Below are 20,467 nucleotides of genomic sequence, written 5' to 3'. Positions count from 1 at the left end.
TTGATATACGATTTTATGGAACGATATATAATCTTAAACTGTTGAATCGCATGGCTTCGCCGCTGTTACTCATATCGAGCAACAGTCCCAATGAAAACGTGGTTGGCTGCGTTACCGTGAATTCCATTTTTACGTTGGAGCCATTGTCTACTTTTTTATAAGCGAACGCTGCGCCGGGGTTACTTACATCGGGCAACCCGTTCGTACCGGGTGCAGCCATCAGGTATACATCGTTCTTTGAGCTTTCATGATACCAGTCGATGGAACCTTCGAAATTGTATTTACCGGGCGGCAGGTTCACTACCTGGTACACTTTACCGTTCGAAATGCCGGGTGCACCCCAGCCGGCCTCGAAATATATTTTCGCATCGCCGCTGATATCGGTACCGCCATAGCCATTGTGGTTTTTAACGGCATCATTGCTTATCCAGTCGCGCAGGGTAGCCCAGCGGCTGCCGTCGTTACTGCTATTGGCTACGGGTTTTATGCTGTTCAATAATTTCACTTCTGTAAATAATGAGAGCGTATTGGCGGCAACCGTAAAGGTATCTATGCCTGCCGGTTCGGGCAGGTACAGGGTATTATAAGCGATCGGTTTCAGAATGCTTACACCGGGCACGGTGCTTACCTGGTTTTTCAGATCTGAAACGATGATGGTATCGCGCAACTGATCATACGCATCATAGTAACGGATGCGCATACCAAGTACGCCAACGTAGGCATCAACATCGGCCCAGGTGATCTGCGCAGCCCCATCGGCCAGAAACGAAGTCCCCAGGATGGCCCTGTTGCCTCTTTCGGTCACTGAAGCCTGGTAGTTGGCGCCATATACATTGCCTGTAACTACCATAGGGATCGACCGGTTCCCCCTGCTGTCGTAGGTACGTAGCGTAAAGGTCATGGGCCCTTCGGGCAGATGATCGATGATCTGTTTCAGCGTATCCGTTCCGTCCTTGCGCACAAAGTTATTTTCGAGCGAATCGCTGCCACTGTTCCAGTACACGCGGTATTTGGTAACATTGGGATCGCCCCTGAGCAAACCGGTGATCATAACGCGGCCATTACCCGGTATTACCTTCAATGAATCGAATGTAGCGGGATAGGTGATCTCGCCGCCGTCTGCAAACTTTTTGTAATCATCCATTTTCTTACACGAAGCCGCCACACCTGCCAGCAACAGGGCCCAAAGCCCCATTCGTATGCTAACATTATTTAGTTTCATGAAAATCATTTTACTTGTTAATAATTGAAGTCAGAGATCTTAGGTGTGCCACACTTTACTTTCGCAGCGAGGGTAAGTGTGGCACACCTTTAATTAGTGCCCCACATCGACATATTCTGGATCTCTATGAAATAAGACCCGGCCCAGTTTTGTAAACATTTCAACCGCAGGTACTGGTAAGGCGGCGTGTCTTCATCAAAATCGAAAGAGAAACCTGCGCTGCCTGCGGTGGCATCGGCATTGTTCTCCTGGCCCAACGGCAAACCGCTTGGCTTCACCACTTCGCAGGTAAGGATCTTCGTCCACTTGCTCCAGTCGCCATCATGCGTGGGGTTATTGGAGCCATAGATCTCGAAGCGGCGCGGACTTCCTTTTGAATAGTACAGCGAGCCTTCTCTTCGTGTAAGTAAATTGAACCTTGTCAGTTTCACAGGTAAAGGGCCAACACCCCAGGTGAAGGTGGTTGGTACGCCCGAACTTTCATCGGTATACAAACAGGGCCATTCGTTATTGAAAAGGCCGCTCCACATCAGGTCTACCGTTGTGCCCCACGACATTTTCGTATCGTTATCGCACTGGTAAACAAAATAGTTGTTCTTCTCTATCAATAACTCCTTTGCAGGTGTAAGGGTGGCATACATGGTATCGGTACGGTTCAACCAGCGGTCGCGTACAAAAAAGCCAAATTTTCGTTGTACCGGCGCCAGCCCGCGAATGCTCACCGCAATAAGGGAGTCGCTGGTGTAAATATTTTCGAGGTTGCCCCACTCGCCATTGTTCAGTGAATCTATCAGCGGTACGATCACCACATCGCCTTTGAACTGGTTAACCGATTTTATTCTTATACCGCCGGCAGTAGCGCGTACGGTCATGTTCCGAAACACCAGGTGCAGCGGCGAAACAAGCGGTTCAACCGTTACATCAACCGGTTCGCCGGCCACTTCGCTTCTGCTCACCGCGTATAACTTCACCGTATGTTTCAATGTATCGGAAAAACCGGCCACCCGCAACTCGTTGGTATAATAGGAAGCTTTCACTTCCTGTTTTGAACCGTTGGCGAGGGTGTACACCGCTTTTACATACAGCAGGTTGTCGTCTTTGGGCAACGAATAGGTAATAGTGGCGGCCCCGTTCTCGTTCTTCACCGTTACATTCGATACCATACCGGGCACGGCGCCATTGTCTTCCTTTATCCCATTCAGCTCTTCTTTTTTGCAACTCCACATGCCTGTAAGCAGCAGCGTCGCTATTATAAAAGTGAGTTTTTTCATATCTGTTTTTGTTTTTTAGGTGTGCCACACTTTGAAAGTGTGGCACACCTGGTTCTACATTTCAAAGTGTGGCACACCTGGTTCGCCGGGGCAAACACTACCAACCGGGGTTCTGCACCAGGTTTTCGTTTACCGTCAGGTTCGATTCCTTTATCGGCCACAGGTAATCACGGGGCACTACAAACCGCATGGTAAAATAGGTGGTGGGTATATAGAACAACTCCGGACGGTCAACCGTACCCGAACGGTCGTATCCCATAATATTTGTGTTTAGCAGCTGACCGGCCAGCTTCCAGCGGCGAAGGTCCCAGAACCGGCTTCCCTCGAACGCCATTTCAATACTGCGTTCGTTGCGAATGATATTGCGCAACCCGTCTTTATTTTGATAAGCGCCGGGATTGTTTGAGAAATTGGTCCAGCTATCCTGTACGGTTGGCAGACCCGCCCGCTCCCGCACCAGGTTCAGGTATTTGTATACTTCCTGTGAGGGACCGCCTGCCTCGTTCAACGCTTCTGCATATAACAGGTACAGATCGGCAAGGCGCATGGTGGGAAATGGATAGTCTTCTATTTTACTGCTGTTGTTGCTTTGGTAAGCGAACTTCCAGTTCACCAGTTTTTTTGGATAATACGTAGTGATGGTAACCGCTACGCCACTGCCATACTGCCCCAGTTTCAGCTGCGCGCTCCAGGTGTTCTCATCGGTATGGCTCGGACTGTTCTGCATGTACCAGGTACCGCCATCGAAACCCAGATCGGCATAGTAACGGGGCTCGCGATCATAGTTCAACCGCGCCGTTCTGTACCCTTCCACTATATTGAACCGCTCGGCATGGGTAGCCGTTCTCAACTGGTGCGGATCGTTAAAATCAAGTGTTTTGTCTTCGGTAATGGGCACCCCGTTCTTCGTATAGAACTGGCGTACTACCTGCATGGTGGGCCCCAGCGTACCATAAATGCTCGAGTTACCGGAGGCGGCGGGATCGATATGCGCCATGGATGAATATTGCAATTGCCAGGTAGACGAATTTGAATTGGCCCAGATCCATTCCTGGTTCCATTCTTCACATACCGCGTTGCGGATGCTCATTTGAGTGATCGTACCAGGCGTTAACGGAAAACCTGTTGTATTGATGAATTTGTATAAGTAGATGCCGGCGTCTTCACAAGCTTTAATGGCCTCTGCAGCAGCGGTAGCGGCACGCTGCCATTTTTCTGCGCTATAGGTAGAAGCGATCAGTTGTACGCCGTCCCTGTCTTTAAAACCGGCGAAATCATTATTGCCATTGAACAGCGGGCTGGCGCCATACACCAGCACCCGGGCTTTTATACTTTTTGCAATGGCTACAGTAATGCGGCCCAGTTCGGTTGAAGGCGTCAAAAGCGCCACAGGCAGGCGGCTGGCAGCGGAGTCGATCGTACCGGCAATATAATCTACCACTTCATCAACCGGCCGGCGTTTCACTTTTGTTTGTTCAAGCGGCGCATTCACCGGAATGTTCTTATCCATTATGGGAATAGGCCCATACTGCCGCATGAGCAGGAAATGATAGTACGCTTTCAGGAACATCACCTCTCCTATCCACCGTGTTCTTTCATCGAGGGTAAGATCGGGTATCCTGCCCGGGTCCGATACGTTTTCGATAAATGTATTGCAGGTACGGATGCCGGTGAACATGTTCCTGAAACCCACATTGTCGAAATTATCGCCATCCCAGATGTTCACATACGGGCGCACCACGTTCTGGTTACCGCGGGCCACATTCCAGTTGGTGGCCGTTAAACTGGCAGCCGGATAAGCCAGCCAGAACTCGTCGCCGCCAAGAAAGGCGATATTGCTCACCGGGTCGCCATCGTTGGGTAAGTAGGAATAACAGGTAGCGAGGTATTTCTCCGCCTCCCTGCGCATGGTGAATGCATTGTCGAGGGTAGCCACGTTATCGGGCACCACATCGAGAAAACTCTTTTTACAGCCCGCAACCGTAACCACCAGGTATATAATTGCTATATAATTTCTTTTTTTCATTGTTTATTAGTTGAGATCAGCCAATAGGCAATCGGCAATGCGCACTGCCTCATTTAAAATCCAAAGTTTATCCCGAGGTTGTAAACGGCCTGCACGGGATATCCCAGTCCGTTACCCCCCATTTCGGGGTCCCACAATTTGAATTTGCTGAAGGCAAACAGGTTCTGCCCGTTGGCATAGATCCTGAAATTGGAGAAGTGAAGCCGTTGCAGCAATTTCCGCGGGAAGGTATATCCCAGCTCCACAGTTTTCAACCGCATGAACGTTCCATCGCGCAGCCACCAGTTGGAGGTTTGCGAATTGTTGTTATTGAACTGCGCATCGAACCGGGGCCAGAAAGCGTGCAGGTCCTGGTTGTTTTCAGACCAATGGCTTTCTGCAATTGCGGTAAGCAGTCCGTTTTGCGAACCGCCGTTCTGCACAAAGGGTGAAATGTTATACGGGTTGATAAAGAACGAAACCCTTGCATTGCCCTGGAAGAACGTGCTTATATCGAATTGTTTGTACCCGAACGAGAAACCAAAACCATACGTGATCTCCGGGGTAACGGGATGGCCCAGCGGCACCTGGTCGAGATTGGTGATCTTTCCATCGCCGTTGATATCGCGGTATTTGATATCGCCGCCCATCGGCGGGTTACCGCCAAAACTTTGCACCGGCGATTTACGCGCTTCCACATCGTCGACAAACAATCTTTCAGCCACCAGTCCGTACACCTGGCCCAACGACTGGCCAATACGGCTGAGGTATTTCAGTTCGTCGGGGTAAACAGGTTCTTCATTGATATGGTATTTGCTAACGGCATAGGTCATGTTGGCACGGGCCTGCAGCCACAGATCTTTATTGAAATTCTTTGAGTAGTCGAGCGCAATATCAACCCCTTTGCTGGAGGCCTCGCCCACGTTCGCCTGCACGCCCGCTTCGAGGCCCATTGTTGTGGGAATGGTGCTGCGCTGCATCAGGATGTTCGAGCGAACCGAACGGTACGCATCGACGACGATGTTGATGCCGTTGCGGAACGAGAGATCCATACCATAGTTGGTGGTTTTGGCCTTTTCCCAGGTAATGTCGTTATTGGCGTAACGGCTTACCGAATAACCGGTAACATAATGGCCCTGGTCGATACCAAAGTGATAACCGTTGCCGTCGTTATTGGGGTTTACGTTCGATAAATAAAAGAACCGGTCGCCCGAACGTCCGATCTGGTCGTTACCGATCAACCCAAAGGTGGCGCGCAGTTTCAGGTTGGAAACAATATCCTGCAATGGCTCAAAAAACTTTTCATTCGATACGATCCAGCCTACGCCTGCCGAAGGGAAAAATCCAAACCGGTGGTTGGCGGCAAACCGTTCCGATCCGTTATAACCGAAATTCAGTTCGGCCAGGTAGCGGCTGTCGTAGCCATAGGTAAAGCGGCCTGAAAGCCCGAGGTTGCGGGCGGGCAGCGATGCCTGAAGATCGCCGGCATTGGCATTGAGAAAATTGCGCAGGATGCCGATGAGCATACCGCTTACTGCATGTTTATCGCCAAAGGTGCGGCTGTAATTCGTTGCGAACTCCGCATAGGTTACGGTATTAACTATTTTATCGCCCTGGTTGAAGTTCAGGTATTCGGTGCCCTGATTGGGGTTCAGCGGCGTTAACACCGTGAGCTTGCCATTGGCATCGGGCAACAATGTATAATAAAAAGGATTGTACCGGCGGTTAAGATCAAAGAATGAATAACGTTGCGTAAAAGCCATGAAGCGGCCGGTTAAACCGGGCGTTACAAAACTGAAGTTCTGGTTCAGTTCTATCTGCGCATTCATGAGCGATGAGTTGTATTGCTGAAACCCCGACACCATGTTGGCAAACGGGTTGTTGTACAGCGAAGTGGTATTGCCTATATATGCATTCCCGAACAAAGGATGTTTCAGGAACGGCGCATAACTGGCCGGGTAATAGGCCGGGAACATCACCGGGTTGCTCCAGATAGCGCTGTTAAAAACGGTACGGCCGCCATTCACCCAGTTGCCATCGCCATCGCGGTAACCCTGCGGACCATTATAATCATCGAACTGGGCCGAAGTTCTTACCACCGCTCTTGTGGTAGGTGTTATGTTGATGTTCACGTTTGAGCGAACGCTGTAGTTACCGAATTTGATATTGCTGTTGAAACTGCTGCCCGGAACCGTGCGGAGAATGCCACGATCGATATTATACGTACCGGAAATATAGTACTGGGCGGTTTTGCTGCCGCCGCTTACGTTCATATCGAATTTCTGGTTTACGGTATGGTCTTTTATCAGCGCATCTATCCAGTTGTTGTTCGGGTATTTTAGCGGATCGTCGCCGGCTGCGGTATGATCGATCTTGTTCTGTGAATAAGGCAGCACGCCCAGCGGGTCGCGGGTAAGCACGGCCTCGTTGGCCAGCTTCATATAAGTAATGTTATCGGCAAATTTGAAATTGCGGGTATTGGTTGAAAAGGGCGCTTCTGCACGCACATTGAACTTTGCCTTGCCTTCCGCACCCATTTTGGTGGTAACGAGAATAACGCCATTTGCGCCACGTGCGCCATAGAGCGAAGAGGCTGCTGCATCTTTCAAAACGCTGAAACCGGAGATATCATCGGGTTGTAAACGGGCCAGGTCGTTGGTCGATGACTCCATTCCATCTATAAGGATCAGCGGATCTCTTTTACCCGCGCCGAAGGTTCCGATACCCCTGATAAAGAAGGAGGCGTTATCGGCGCCGGGCTCACCGCTTTGCTGATAAGCGATCACCCCCGAGATGCGGCCTGCCAGCATGGTGGTAAGGTTACTGGTTGGCCCCCGCAGTTCCTTTACATTGATGGTAGTGATGGCCGCTACCATGCTTTGCTTTTTTTGTTTACCGTAGGCAACCACCACTACATCGGCGGTTGAATCTTCTGCCAGCGGCAACAATACAGTCACCGGCCGGCCTTTATGCACGCGTACATCTTTGGACTTATGGCCTACGAATGAAAAGGTAAGCAGGGCGTTGTCGCCGGGAATATCGAGCACAAAGCGGCCTTTTTCATCGGTGCTGGTTCCCTGCAGGCTGCCTTTTATCAGCACCGTTACGCCGCCCAAAGGTTGCGAGCGGGCACTGTCGAGCACCATACCCGTTAACTTACTTTCCTGTGCAAAGGAACGGGTTGAAAACAGCAATGAAGAAATGGTAAAAAGTAAAAGAATGAACAGGCGGGGTGTATGAAGGAAGATGGTACTCCTCCCCACATAGCAGGCAATTCGTTTTGTCATATTAGCAGCGTTTGATTCGAAATGTGCATGAATGAGGATAGTATCCCAGGCTGTGCTACCTGTACTATACTATCCTATACCACTACAAATATAAAGTTATTTTTAAATGACCAAAATATTTGGGGGATTATTATTTGGCATGCATTAAATCAGGTTTGAGAAGATAGATTCTGGCATCGGCAGGTGGAATGGTGATCTTAATGGTATCGCCCCATTTATCACTGGTATTATCCAGGAGATCGATAGCGGTTATCACCGGACCTAATTGGCTTGTCAGCCTTGACAACGGCAATGTAAAAGTACGCGGTACGTTACTGAAATTGAAAGCAGCGAAATAAACCTCGTAGTAACCGGTCTTTACAAAAAGCTCAACACCTTTATTACCGGTATTGGCTTCAACGGGCCTGAAGCTGCGCCCATCCTTAATGACATTGAGCAGGGCTTTGTTTTGCAACAAATGTTTAGCCACGTTCGACCAGGGGCCTGGTGTTCCAAAATCATCACCGGTGATCAACGTTCCGGTAACGAGGGCAGATGCCAGCCGGGCGCGGTTGGCGCCTTCACTTTCGCGGTTGAACACCACATGATCGGCATCAACGAAATTATATAAGTGACTTTGCCACCAGCCATAACCGGTGCTGTTGAGTGTGTATTCGGTATTGTCAATTGCGCTGAATGCGTCACAGGCAATGCGGCGCATATGCACATAAGGTGCGGTGGCCATGGTAGGTGAAATGGCTGCATACACCAGCATTTTATTATCGAGCGCCTTCGTTACGCTTTTCATTCCCATATGGTATGCCTGCATTCCTGTTGTTACCGTACTGTCATAAAAACGATCGCACTCAAGGGCGCCATGTCCCAGGAAATCGATCTTGATCATTTTAAAACCGAGTGCTTTCATCCGGCCAAGAAAGAAGGCTATCCTGGCTTTGGTACCGGGATGGGTAGCATCCAGTGCATAGGCACCATCTACTTCAACCGGTTTTCCGTTTTGCTTTAACCAGGCCTGTGCATAAGTATAGTTCGAACCTTCCATTTTACAGTCGTGTTTGCCCCAGTCGGTAAACGGCGCCCAATAGATGCCGGGTTTAAAGCCTTTGCTTTTGCAGTATGCTACGAACTGTTTCAGTTCACTTACATCGCCGTTTAATCCGCCTTTTACCATATTGTCCCAGAAGGAATCGAGATCGATATATAATTCGCCCCGGGAATTACGAAATCCTTTACAGGAATCGGCAAAGAAACCGATAACGCATTTGGCCTTATCTAATGTTATTTTGTTTTGTATGGCGCCCCAGCTGTTCCAGCCTACCGGCGTGCCTTTTTTCCAGTAACCCGGTGTTCCCTGCCAACGATTATTGCCGGCATACTGCTCCATCCCATTTCGCCAGTCGGCAAACATGCCTACCATCATCATTGGTGAATCGCAGGTTGAATCGGTGGTAGTTACCAACCCGTGCGGAATTTTATCATGCGTGATGTTGCTATCGGCGAAACCGCCATAAGCACTAACCGAAAAGGAGTGCTTTCCATTGGCTTTTACAGCAACGCCCGTTTTCCAGGCATTCTGTACAACGGAGCCAATTACCATGCCTTTATAGGTATCATTGTTATAGATTGCCGTTACTTCACTGCCGGTAAAATTCGCCTGTTGTAAGGGATGAGCATTGAAACGCGCCCACATATCGTTATCGAATGGTACATACAGCGCCCGGTTATCGCCTTTTTCATCAAATACAACATTCTCCGTTATCAAAGGCGACATATAATTTGCAGCTACCTCCCTACCAATAACGCTCATAGTGGTCAAAAAATAATTTTTCGACCCATATAAATTAAACACCTGCTGCATTCGTAATCCGTTACGTTCGGTGGTTATTTCGTACCGGGCAACCCGGTCATGAACGGTGCGGGTTGAAAAAGTACAGGTTCTGACTGCGTCGCCGGTGCTGGTCATTTCCGTTTTACCTTTACATACCGCATACGCCCCGGTAATAGTTTTCCTGCCATTGAACACCACATCGTACGTACCGGTGGTTAAAGAATAAAGGATCATATTATTTTCACCAAAGGGCATGGTGATCACAGAATCTTTTTTCCCGGCAGGGATAGCGCCTGCGGTTATTTGTAAACATAACAATACAATAAGAATGAATAGGCGGTGGGTGGAAAGCAGTGGGCGGATCAGCATGGTTGGGTGTTTTAAAATTGTACTTTTTGTTTGCTATTGTTTGGCAATGCCTGCTTCGGAAAAAAGGATAAAGGCCCCGGCCATTAAAACGAGTAACAGCAGGAAGAACAAATGCCGGCTGCGCCAGGGTTTCAGATCAACAACCGCCGTATTGGGCTGCACATAAGGCGTGGCCATCGGTTTCCATCGCGCAACGATCAGCATCAGCGCTACAGTAGTAATGAACAGGATCCCCAAAACATGCAGGTAGTGCAGCGGCAGATCGAGCACCAGCTGGCTCAACATATAAGTAACTATAAAAAAGAGCAATCCGATAGTGGCGGCGGTTTCCGATACTTTCTTTGTCATAAAGCCCACGATCATTACCGTAAATACGGGCACGCTAAAAAAGCTCGACATCTTCTGAATATAATAATAGAACCCACCGTCGAACCGGCTGATGAACGGAGAAAAACACATGGCCACCAATGTAATGGACAACTGGAAAATGCGCGCCGCTTTCACCAGTTCCCTGTCACCCGCCCGCGAACGCCATTGTTTGTACAGGTTCATGATAAACAAGGTACCTGAACTGTTGAGGCCGGCATTGAAAGTGCTGATGGCAGAACCAAAAACAACAGCGGCAATAAAACCGGTAATTACCGGCGGCAGTACATCGCCAATCAGTTTTGGAAATACCGTAGCGGTATTGGTAAGTGTTGGATACAAATGCACGGCGATCAAACCGGGTACGTTCAACAACAAAGGCGCAATCACTTTTCCCAATGCGGCCAGCGAAATTCCTTTTTGTCCCTGCGATAAACTTTTTGCCGCCAGCGCCTGCTGCATAATATATTGTTCCATGCCCCAGTAGTACAGGTTGATCAGGAACATGCCGGTGAATATGGTACTAAACGGAATAGGATCATGCGCGCTTCCTATGGCGTTCAGGTGTTCTTTTTTTGATGCAAGGATGGTTTGAACACCCTGCAACACACTCCCCTGTCCCAGGTACCGCAACCCGAACACCAGCAACAGGATGCCGCCAACCAGCAAGGCCGCGCCCTGTACCAGGTCGGAAACGGTGATGGCCCTGAAACCGCCCAGCACCGTATAACAACAACCGATAATGCCCACCGCAATCACCAGCAGCCAGATGGCGGCGAAATAAGAGATACCCAATACTTCATCAACATGAAAAATGCCATTGAGCGCCACCGCGCTTCCATACAATACGGTGGGGATCAGGCTTACGACATAACTGGCGAGAAAGAAAAGCGACACGATCTTTTTCAACCGCGGGCCAAAACGTTGTCCAAGGAAATCGGGCGTTGTTACCGCGCCCATTCGCAAATATATTGGCAGAAAAAATTCGGCAACGATCAGCATGGCCAGCACGGAGCTCATGCCCCAGGCCATTACCGACATATCATTCGTATAAACAAACTCGTTCTCCCCTATCAGCGTATTACAGCTCATATTGGTGAGAAAAAGCGAAAAGCCCACCATCCAGAATCCCAGCGTACGATTGCCCATAAAATAGGCAGCCGTGGTATTCAGGCGCATTTTCCGGGTTTTGTAAATGGCAATTACAGCAACCAGGCCCAGGAAAAGCAGAAAGCAAAGAAATCCCGTGACGTTCATCGTTCAATCAACTCATTACAGCGTTTTGCGCCGGATTAGTACCGTTGGTATAATTTCCTGAATTTTCTCGCGCGTCAATACAAACTCCGCAGCTTTCTCCGCCATCACTTTGAAATCGGCCGAATACGTGGTAATGCCGTCGAAGATCAGCTCCTTCACCACTTCATCATTGTGCGACAGGATACCTACATCCTTTCCGGGTTTCAGCTTCTTTACCTTGCAGTCTTTCAGCATGCTCCACAGTTCGGTATTGTTAATGGTAAAATATACCTTTCCTTTCTCCAGCGTACCGGGGATGTACTCGGGAAAGATCCCGTGTTTTATTTTATAGGTCTTTACAAATGATTTGAAGGCATGCAGGATCTCTATGGGGGTATCGGCGGCCGGACGGTGATAATAGATCATGGCATCGTATTGTTTGATGGTGTCTTTCAACTCCTCAAACACGCGGTACGACGATTTTTCAAATTCCTGTGCTATATAGGAAAAGTCGCCGTCGATCTTTTCATAGCGGTCGATCATCAGGAACCGGTCCATCGGCAGTGTCGACAATATCCCGGCAGAACGTTTATGCGGAATGGGCGCCACTACGAAGAGGCCATAGCGCCCACGTATGTTCTGGATGGTGCTTTCCAGCACATCGATATTATTATGGTGAAAGAAAACGTCGATATGCACGCCCCTGCCCACTTTCGAGCGGAACACTTTGTAAAAGGTTTCCTGGAAGGCATCGAAAGCGAATAATACCAGCGCCACTTTGAGGTGCTGTTTTATATCGCAGTTGGAAACATAAAAACCCACGCGGTTCCTCGATTCTACAATACCCCGTGTTACCAGGTCTTTATAGGCCCTGGCAATGGTTTCACGGGCAAACCCGAATTCATTGATGAGGTTATTGACGGAAGGCAACAGGTCGCCCTGGGCGAGGGCTTTTTTCTGTATGGCGTTGAGAATGCCGTTTACGAGCTGGTCGTGTTTCGACAATCCGCTAACGCCTTCCATTTCGTAGATCTGTTTGAATACATCGTTCATATGCAAGCTTCCGATTAAATTTTTACCTCGCGCTCTATGCTTAACGCTGAAGGCTTAACGCCATTCCCGAAATTCCAGGTTCCTGACTAAACTCCGAAACGCTGAACTATGCTGAAGGCTTAACGCTGAACGCTGTTTCCGACATTCGGGATTCACGACTACAATCCGGAATTTTATTCCCCGCTTCGCGAAGCTTCGAATAATTAGACCGCTGTATACTCGCGAGCAAGCGTTACGCTTTCAGCGTTCCGCGTTAAGCGTCTTCCTGTCCTATTCTATACTATTCGTCAAATGTATAAAAAAGGCGGGATTACTGCCAAATAAAAAAAATGAGGCCGCCTGCTATTGCAGACAGCCTCGAATGTTTGGCAGCATTAACCACCTTATTTGTAATGAATATTCACCAGTGGCATATGAAGGATTACAGATGATTGTCCTTCCATTAATGCGCAAACTAAGTCCACTTTGTATATACCGGAGGGTACAGTTATCATTTGTTCAACCGTCAAAGGCATTACTGCACCAGGCTTTACTACCTTTGTTATTCCCATAAAGATCTCCACTTTACTATTTCCGGGAAGGGTGATATAATAGTCCTTTATAAAAGTATTTACATCGGTTGCCCTGCCGTTAATTTTTATGTGGTTCACAACAAACGTGTTGTTTGTCCATTCGCGGTCATGCCCCTGCCGTCTTCCCCTATAAGGAAACTGAATTTCCTTCCATGCTGCATCAAACACGCTGATGCGCAGTAGATCGAGCGGGTTAACGATCACCACCGCGGTGTCAGCATCATTATGCAGCTTCAAAGAGAACTGCAGGCCCTTGTCTGACTTTTTCTGCGTGGTATCGGTATTCATGATCGCGTTGACGCTTTTTGCCGGGTTACGTGTACCGATGCCCATGGAAGTTCGGGTGAGGGCTGTTTGCACTGGTTTATTTACCTTGCAACATATCAGGTAACCTGATAGCAGGACAACTATAACAAAGTAATTATTTGCTTTCACGAGGTACATAGAATCGATTTCTAAAACTACTAAAACTTCACTTACCGCCTGACAAGAATTAACATTCGTGTAGTTTTGACAATAAGCGTGCAGATTTGGGCAATAACCGTGCAAGTGCCTTTAACTTTGTCCCAAAAAAGATGTGCCACACCCGCGAGGTGTGGCACATCTGAAACGTGTTCCGCGTTCCGGAAAAAGAGTGAGCCGCCTTTGAAAGGCGACCCACCCTGTACCGCATTTTCGCCTGCTGCACTTTTGCCATGCCTGAAAAAGTGAGACGGCTGAAAAATTCGGGAACAAGCCTTCTGCGTTAAGCTTCCCCGTATTCGCGAGGCACCGGTTAAACAGGCCTCCCAAATATTAGCGAGCCAGCGTTCAGCGTTAAGCGTTCGGCGTTCAGCCGTATTCTGTATTTGCTTTGGCTTTCAGCTTGCAGCGTGCAGCTTGAAGCTTGCAGCTGTATTTGCTTCTACTCAAACTGCACCTGCTGGTCCTCCTCGGGAATCTGGATGTTCCTGACCTTTTCAAGCGTCAAAGGACCACTAAACCTGTAGTTAATGGGAAACGCAAGGTTGGTAATGTCGCTGTACCAATACTCCAGGTTCATTGTTATATACGTTTTTTGAAGGTAGGGCTGTACTTCATCCATTTTTTTGCTGATAGTATACGTGCCGGCCTGCTGGGAGAAATTAATAGCTGCATCTGGGGCCGTGAGCGTAACCGTACTATCATCATTGAAGCGCGCGATCACTTTATATTTCGCCCGGTCGTAGGCTTCCTCATCTATATTGCCGGCAAAAAAGAAGACCGTATTCTCATCCACCACAAAGGCATTGCGGTGCGGGGTCGTTAGTGCGGTTTGGCCGGTTTGCGGCAGATCGCGGTTCCAGATAAGCCCGGCATTTGAATACCGGTTCGAATAATCGTTGAAGGGAATGATCTGCATGATCGACTTACTGAACCATCGCCGCTTCGAGACATTGTCATTGGACGTAGCCACTATCTTTATGGGCAATACATATTTATTGATCAGGTCGAGCCCTTCCATTTTCAGATCGAGATCAAAATACCCCTGCAATGATCCTTTGGGAATGGTGGTGGTCATTGACTTGAAAGCGTAATTACCGGCCGGCAGCTCCTGGAAGTACAGATCACTGCGCAACCTGAACCGGTCGAAGTTCAGATTTGCCAGTGTGTCTTTATCCAGTTCAATAGTCACCTGTAGATCGTCGGGGTTGCCGGTGGAGCCGCTCAAGATCACCGGCACTTTTACCGTTACTACCCCGCCCTGGCTTTTATATTTCGCGTTCACCCGCACCACGCCGCTTTTTACGAACGATACTTCTTTTACGTACAGCTCGTCTGTCCACTCTTTGTTGCAGGAGACCAAAGCTATGAATATGATTAGAAAATAAAATTTCATATAAAAGTATTTACGAATGATAGGTCGCAATTTTTTTGTTTGTGGTTTGTTGTTCTTTAATTCGAGGCTCAAGACTAATTGCAGGCCTCGCTTTCTTTTAGTTTATGGTTTATTGTTTTTTGTTTATTGTTCTTTTTATTCGAACTTTTCGCCTGTATTCTGTATTCGCTTGCAGCTTGTCGCTGTATTTTGTATTTGCTTGCAGCGTGCAGCTTGTAGCTTGCAGCTGTATTCTGTATTCCCTTTCTGCCTATATGCCTTTATGCCTTGTTGCCTTGTTGCCTCGTTGCCTTGTCGCCTCATTGCCTTCTCTAATAAGGCATCGTCCAGCCCGGGTTTTGCGTAAGCTTTTTATTCCTTCTCAATTCTTCATGCGAAATAGGCCACAGGTACATTTTCTTTACGAAGATGGTTGGGAACGAAGGAATGACAACCGGTGTATGAAACAGTTCGCGTTGCGCAACAGTCATATCCATATTGCATCCCATTACCGGTGTGGCTTCTTCAACCGGCGCGTCTTTCCAGCGGCGCAGATCGTAATAGCGATGGTTCTCACCCAGCAATTCGATCTGGCGTTCTCTTTTCAAAGCTTTGCGGAACATCTCTTTTGAACCATATACATTCCCGTCGAAATCGGGCAGGCCGCCTCTTATTCTTACCTGGCTGATGGCATAACTCATCTCCTGGATATTCCTGCCGATGGAATGCGATTTCGTTCCGGTATAATCGGGTATGTTGTAAGAACCGCCCAGCTCATTCAGCGCTTCTGCATAGATCAATAACACTTCGGCATACCGGATAGCAGGTTCATATTTCGGTATAACAAAAGAGCCCGCCTCTTTTCCATCGTGCGAATCGGTGGGGTTAACATATTTCTTGATACCCAGCCCTGTTCTTACATGAAACTGCGGCGATGCTGGCTGTTTGCCATCAGGTTCGCCCCGGTAATAAAAGACCTGTTTACTTCTCAACGACGCGTTTACCACGCTCAACCGGTACCAGATGCTTCCATTGTACGCCACCGATGCATAAAAGCGCGGCTCGCGGTTGGCATATTGCAACGATACGCCTGCAGGCAATGGCAGATGGTCCTGGTCATTTGTAGTAAAACCGGGCGTTCTGGGATTCAAAGGAACATCGGCGCCATCGTTCATATAATAGGCATCGCATTGTTTTTGGGTAATGCCGTGGGCATTCCAGCCGCCCATCGAATAAGGCGTCTGGTGTTTTGCCATCGCTTCCGGACCAACACCGCTTAATTCGGTTACACGCGAAAAGATCAGTTCCGGGTTGGCCGATGCCGTTATGGCGCCATTGAACAGCTGGCGGTACGACTCAAACGGATCGATGTCACTCCAGCCGTTGGGGAACGAGGCGTTTGAATATTTTGGATGGAAAGGCGGTACTATTGTTTTCGGTTGCGCCGGTCCCTGGTCTGTTGCATTGAAGGGTGCGGTGAACAACCGGTATACGCCAAGATCGATCACATCTTTTGCCGCCGCGGCAGCCCTTGCCCATTTCTCATCATTATATGATTGCGATATAAGCTGGTGCCCTTCGTTATCGATGAGGTCGGCCATTTCGGTATTGCCATTGAATTCGGGACTGGCCGCATACAAATACACTTTTGCGCGGGCAGCCAGGGCAGCGCCTTTTGTTGGCCGCACCTTGTCGCGGCTGGTAGTTGATAAAGGAAGATCAAGTGCTGCGGTGGCCAGCTCTCTTGTAATATATGCCACGCAACTGTCGTATGGGCTTCTTGGTATGGCCAGCTCTTCATAAGGACGCGTGTAATCGATGCCCTGCTCGGGCACCAATGGCACGGGGCCATACTTCCGCAGCAGTAACCAGTAATAGTAAGCCCGCAGAAAACGCGCTTCCGCTTTACCGGTTGCGATCTGCTCTGCACTCATCTGGCGGTTGCGATCGATATTATAAATATAAATGGTTGCCTTTCGAATACCCTGGTAACACGAACCCCAGGAACGTTGCGTCCAGCCTTCATTGTATTCGCCGTTCTTATAGTTCTTGTAACTTCTGCTATCGAGCTCATCGCCGCGATCGCCAAAGAACATATCGTCGGAGATCAGGTTGAACGGCGCAAAATCCTTACTGGCCACATCGAGGTTTTCCTCACGCAAATGCGTATACACATCGGCAAGCCACTGATCGGCATAATCTTTCCGAACAAATAAGGTGTCTATATTCATCCGGTCTTTGAAGTAGTGTTCCATATCCATATATTTTTTACATGACTGGAACGTACCGGCTATGACAACAATCGCTATAAAATAAAATGTTTTCATACCAATTATATTGGTGCATTAAAATTTGAAGGTCATACCAATGGTTAATGTCTTGGGCAATGGGTAACGCGTACCATCGCTGGTGGCCATTTCGGGGTCCCACACTTTTACGTTATCCCATACCATCAGGTTCTGCGCAAGCAGGTAGAAGCGCAAATTGCTCAGCTTGAACCGGCTTGCTATTTTGCCGGGGACGGTATACCCGATGTCGAGCGTTTTGAAGCGCAGATAAGCGCCATCGCGTAACCAGAAGGTGGAAGCGCGATAGTTATTGGGATTACCGCCATAACTCAGGCGCGGGTATTTCGCTTTCGGGTTTTCAGCCTGTACATCTTTCGGCGCTATGTCTTTACTGATCCATCGGTTACCCGGTTCAACCACTTCGGTGAGAATATTTCCCCAGGCGCCATCTACAAAAGGATAAACCGTTGGACCATTCAGGAAATAGGAATTACGGCCCGCACCCTGGAAATGCACATTCACATCCAGTTGTTTGTACGATGCCGACAAACCCATTCCATATTCAAGCGCTGGCCGCCAGCTTGCACCAATGGGCACAACGTCTTCATCATTGATAAGGCCATCGCCGTTCACGTCTTTGTATTTGATATCGCCGGGCATATAGGCGCCAAAGGTCTGGCGCGGACTGTTCCTTATTTCTTCATAATCGGCAAACAGTCCCAATGCGACCAGGCCGCGGGTTTGTTCTGCGCGAAAACCCTGTTGCATCAGGTATGGATAACTGTTCAGTTGTTCATCGCGTTCGAGGATCTTGTTCTTGTACCAGGTAAGATTTCCTCTCAGGTGGAAGTTGATATTCCCGATCTTTTTTCTTATTCCGAAATTGCCATCTATTCCCCGGTTATCCATCCGGCCTACATTGGCCCAGGGTGCGCTGCTGGTACCTACGATACCCGGCAGCTGGTTGCGCTGCATATAAATATTCCGCCGCGATTCCTGGAAGAAGTCGATCGTGAAAGAAAATACATTGCGCAGGATATTGATATCGATACCGAGGTTTTGTTTCCTGGCTACTTCCCATGTCAAGGCATCGGATGCCACCTGGGAATAATACAAACCGGTGTAACTGTTCGGACTAACCGGTTCGCCAAAATTAAAACTGCCGCCGCTCGAGATGGTGCTCAGGTAGGCGAAGCGTAAACTACCGAAATAATCGTTGCCCACTTCCCCAATGGAGTAGCGCACCTTGAACATATCGAGCCAGGGAAGTTTATCCTTTATGAAGTTTTCTTCTGCCACATTCCAGCCCACTGCAACGGCGGGAAAGAACCCGAACTGGTGCCCTTTCCTGAAATTTTCAGAACCCGTATAACCGAAATTGAATTCGAACAGGTAGCGGTTCCGGTAACCATACATGGCGCGGCCGGCCACCGACATATTCCTGCGTGGCAGGCCGTTCTTTATATCCGTTCCCAGGTTCTGCGTCTGGCGTTGTTCGCGTACAAAGTATTTAAGCAGCCCTTCCACATTATGATGGCCGCCATGATTGTAGCCATAGCCCAACTCGGCATCGGCCTGGTACACGCGTTCGCCCCATGAGCTCGATTCCTGCTGCATGAGTTGTTCACCCGACACCCTGTGCATTATAAGGTTGCCGTTGCGGTCGCGGCGGCGTTCTACATTATACTGCTCGGGCCATTTTATGCGGTTGATATCATTCATGCTGTTGGCATCAAAGGCAAGGCGGGCGGTAAACCGCAGCCCTTTCGTGATCATATCTAACCGCTGGTTGAGCGTAACGTTCGATTCGGTTTTGTTTTCCCAATGCTCGCGGAAACCCGTTTGCGTTGCTATTACCCAGGGATTGGTTCTGTTGCCGGTGCCATATGCAGGCACCAGCCCGTTCGAGTACATAAAGGGAATGGAAGTCGGCGACTGGCCGATAAGGGAATACCATACGTTTAGATTATTCAGCCCCGGAAAGTTTTGCTTTTCGAGAAAACCCGAAACACCCAATGCGAGTGTCGTTGAGCGCGTTACATCGAGATCGTAATTGATACGGTAATTCCAGCGCGACAAATGCGCATTGGTCTTGTAATCTTTTAGCGCCTGATCGGTTTTGTACATACCGCCTTCATCGACATAACTGGCCGATACAAAATAGCGGGCAATGGTAGCGCCGCCCGAAAGATTAATGGCTGCGCGGTAAATATTGGCGCCGTCCTTCAGCAGTTTATCCTGCCAGTCGACATTGGGATACAGATCGGGATCAAGCTTTTCTTTGATGATCTGCAGTTCATTTTCAGTATACAGCGGTTCCTGGTTACGGGTGATCTTTGCTTCATTCACCAGTTGCGCGTAGGTATATCCATCTACAAATTTTGGGGTGCGCGTACGGGTTAAATACCCGTATTCCATTTTTCCATCGATATTCACTTTACCGGCTTTACCTCTTTTGGTTGTAATGAGCACTACCCCATTGGCGCCGCGTGAGCCGTAGATGGCGGTGGCAGAGGCATCTTTCAATACCGAAAATGATTGTATGTCTTCAATATTAATTTCATTGAATGGCCGTTCGAACCCATCAACCAGCACCAGTGCGCTCTGGTTGGCGCCGAACGTGGAGATACCGCGGATCCAGAATTCCGACTGGTTATTTCCCGGTTCGCCCGACCCCTGCATGGCAATGACGCCCGGCACGTTGCCGGCGAGCCCGTTCGAAATATTGGCGGTAGGCGTTCGCAGCTGGGCGACATCGACAGATGTGACCGCGCCAGTGACGGAAAGTTTTTTCTGCGGGCCGGCAGCGGTTACGATCACCTGGGTGAGGGCGCTGGAGTCGAGCGACTTAAGCGTCACGTTCAGCAGGCCTTTTGTACCGATCTTTATTTCCTGGGTGGCAAAACCGATATGTGAAAAGATCAGCGTGCTGTACGGTTCGGTACGAACGGTATACCGGCCTTTATCGTTCGTCATGGCGCCGCCGCCCACCTGGTTTTTGATGGTTACGCTTACGCCGGTGAGCGTGTTATTGAGGCCATCGGTTACGGTGCCCGACACCTGTATAAATTCCTGGGCGTGTGCAAAGAGGCAACTACCCAATATGAGCAGTAGAATGGTTATGTAACGTTTCATT

At 48.9% G+C, this 20,467-nt stretch carries 11 protein-coding genes; all 11 read right to left on the bottom strand.

Annotation, left to right across the window (positions count from 1 at the left end):
• Positions 1-13: 13 nt before the first annotated feature.
• A complete protein-coding gene (locus A4R26_RS00725) occupies positions 14-1,222 on the bottom strand; it encodes a DUF4998 domain-containing protein (RefSeq protein ID WP_165760109.1) in 1,209 nt (402 codons plus the stop codon).
• A gap of 89 nt (positions 1,223-1,311) precedes the next feature.
• Positions 1,312-2,493, bottom strand: a complete 1,182-nt coding sequence (locus A4R26_RS00720; protein WP_081158635.1) for a DUF5000 domain-containing lipoprotein — start codon at positions 2,491-2,493, stop codon at positions 1,312-1,314.
• A gap of 97 nt (positions 2,494-2,590) precedes the next feature.
• On the bottom strand, positions 2,591-4,519 hold the full coding sequence (locus tag A4R26_RS00715; protein WP_081158633.1) for a RagB/SusD family nutrient uptake outer membrane protein: 1,929 nt from the start codon (positions 4,517-4,519) through the stop codon (positions 2,591-2,593).
• A 53-nt stretch (positions 4,520-4,572) separates the two neighbouring features.
• Entirely contained in the window at positions 4,573-7,785 is a 3,213-nt protein-coding gene (locus A4R26_RS00710; RefSeq protein WP_081158631.1) for a SusC/RagA family TonB-linked outer membrane protein, read from the bottom strand.
• Between the two features lie 130 nt (positions 7,786-7,915).
• Positions 7,916-9,979 (bottom strand): alpha-amylase family protein, encoded by a 2,064-nt coding sequence (locus tag A4R26_RS00705; RefSeq protein WP_081158629.1) that lies wholly within the window; start codon positions 9,977-9,979, stop codon positions 7,916-7,918.
• A 33-nt stretch (positions 9,980-10,012) separates the two neighbouring features.
• A complete protein-coding gene (locus A4R26_RS00700; protein WP_081158627.1) occupies positions 10,013-11,602 on the bottom strand; it encodes a solute:sodium symporter family transporter in 1,590 nt (529 codons plus the stop codon).
• Between the two features lie 15 nt (positions 11,603-11,617).
• Positions 11,618-12,634, bottom strand: a complete 1,017-nt coding sequence (locus A4R26_RS00695) for a GntR family transcriptional regulator (protein ID WP_081158625.1) — start codon at positions 12,632-12,634, stop codon at positions 11,618-11,620.
• Between the two features lie 383 nt (positions 12,635-13,017).
• Positions 13,018-13,566, bottom strand: coding sequence for a hypothetical protein (locus A4R26_RS00690; protein ID WP_133054501.1), 549 nt, complete (start codon positions 13,564-13,566; stop codon positions 13,018-13,020).
• Positions 13,567-14,110: 544 nt separating this feature from the next.
• A complete protein-coding gene (locus tag A4R26_RS00685; RefSeq protein ID WP_081158621.1) occupies positions 14,111-15,064 on the bottom strand; it encodes a DUF4973 domain-containing protein in 954 nt (317 codons plus the stop codon).
• 311 nt (positions 15,065-15,375) lie between these two features.
• Positions 15,376-17,370, bottom strand: coding sequence for a RagB/SusD family nutrient uptake outer membrane protein (locus tag A4R26_RS00680; protein ID WP_081158619.1), 1,995 nt, complete (start codon positions 17,368-17,370; stop codon positions 15,376-15,378).
• Positions 17,371-17,388: 18 nt separating this feature from the next.
• Entirely contained in the window at positions 17,389-20,466 is a 3,078-nt protein-coding gene (locus A4R26_RS00675; RefSeq protein WP_081158617.1) for a SusC/RagA family TonB-linked outer membrane protein, read from the bottom strand.
• Position 20,467: the final 1 nt, after the last annotated feature.

This window comes from Niastella populi, assembly GCF_002078015.1.
In the GTDB taxonomy this organism is placed as follows: domain Bacteria; phylum Bacteroidota; class Bacteroidia; order Chitinophagales; family Chitinophagaceae; genus Niastella; species Niastella populi.
The sequence above is the reverse complement of the archived record's forward strand: the minus strand, read 5'-3'. Positions and strand labels throughout refer to the sequence as shown.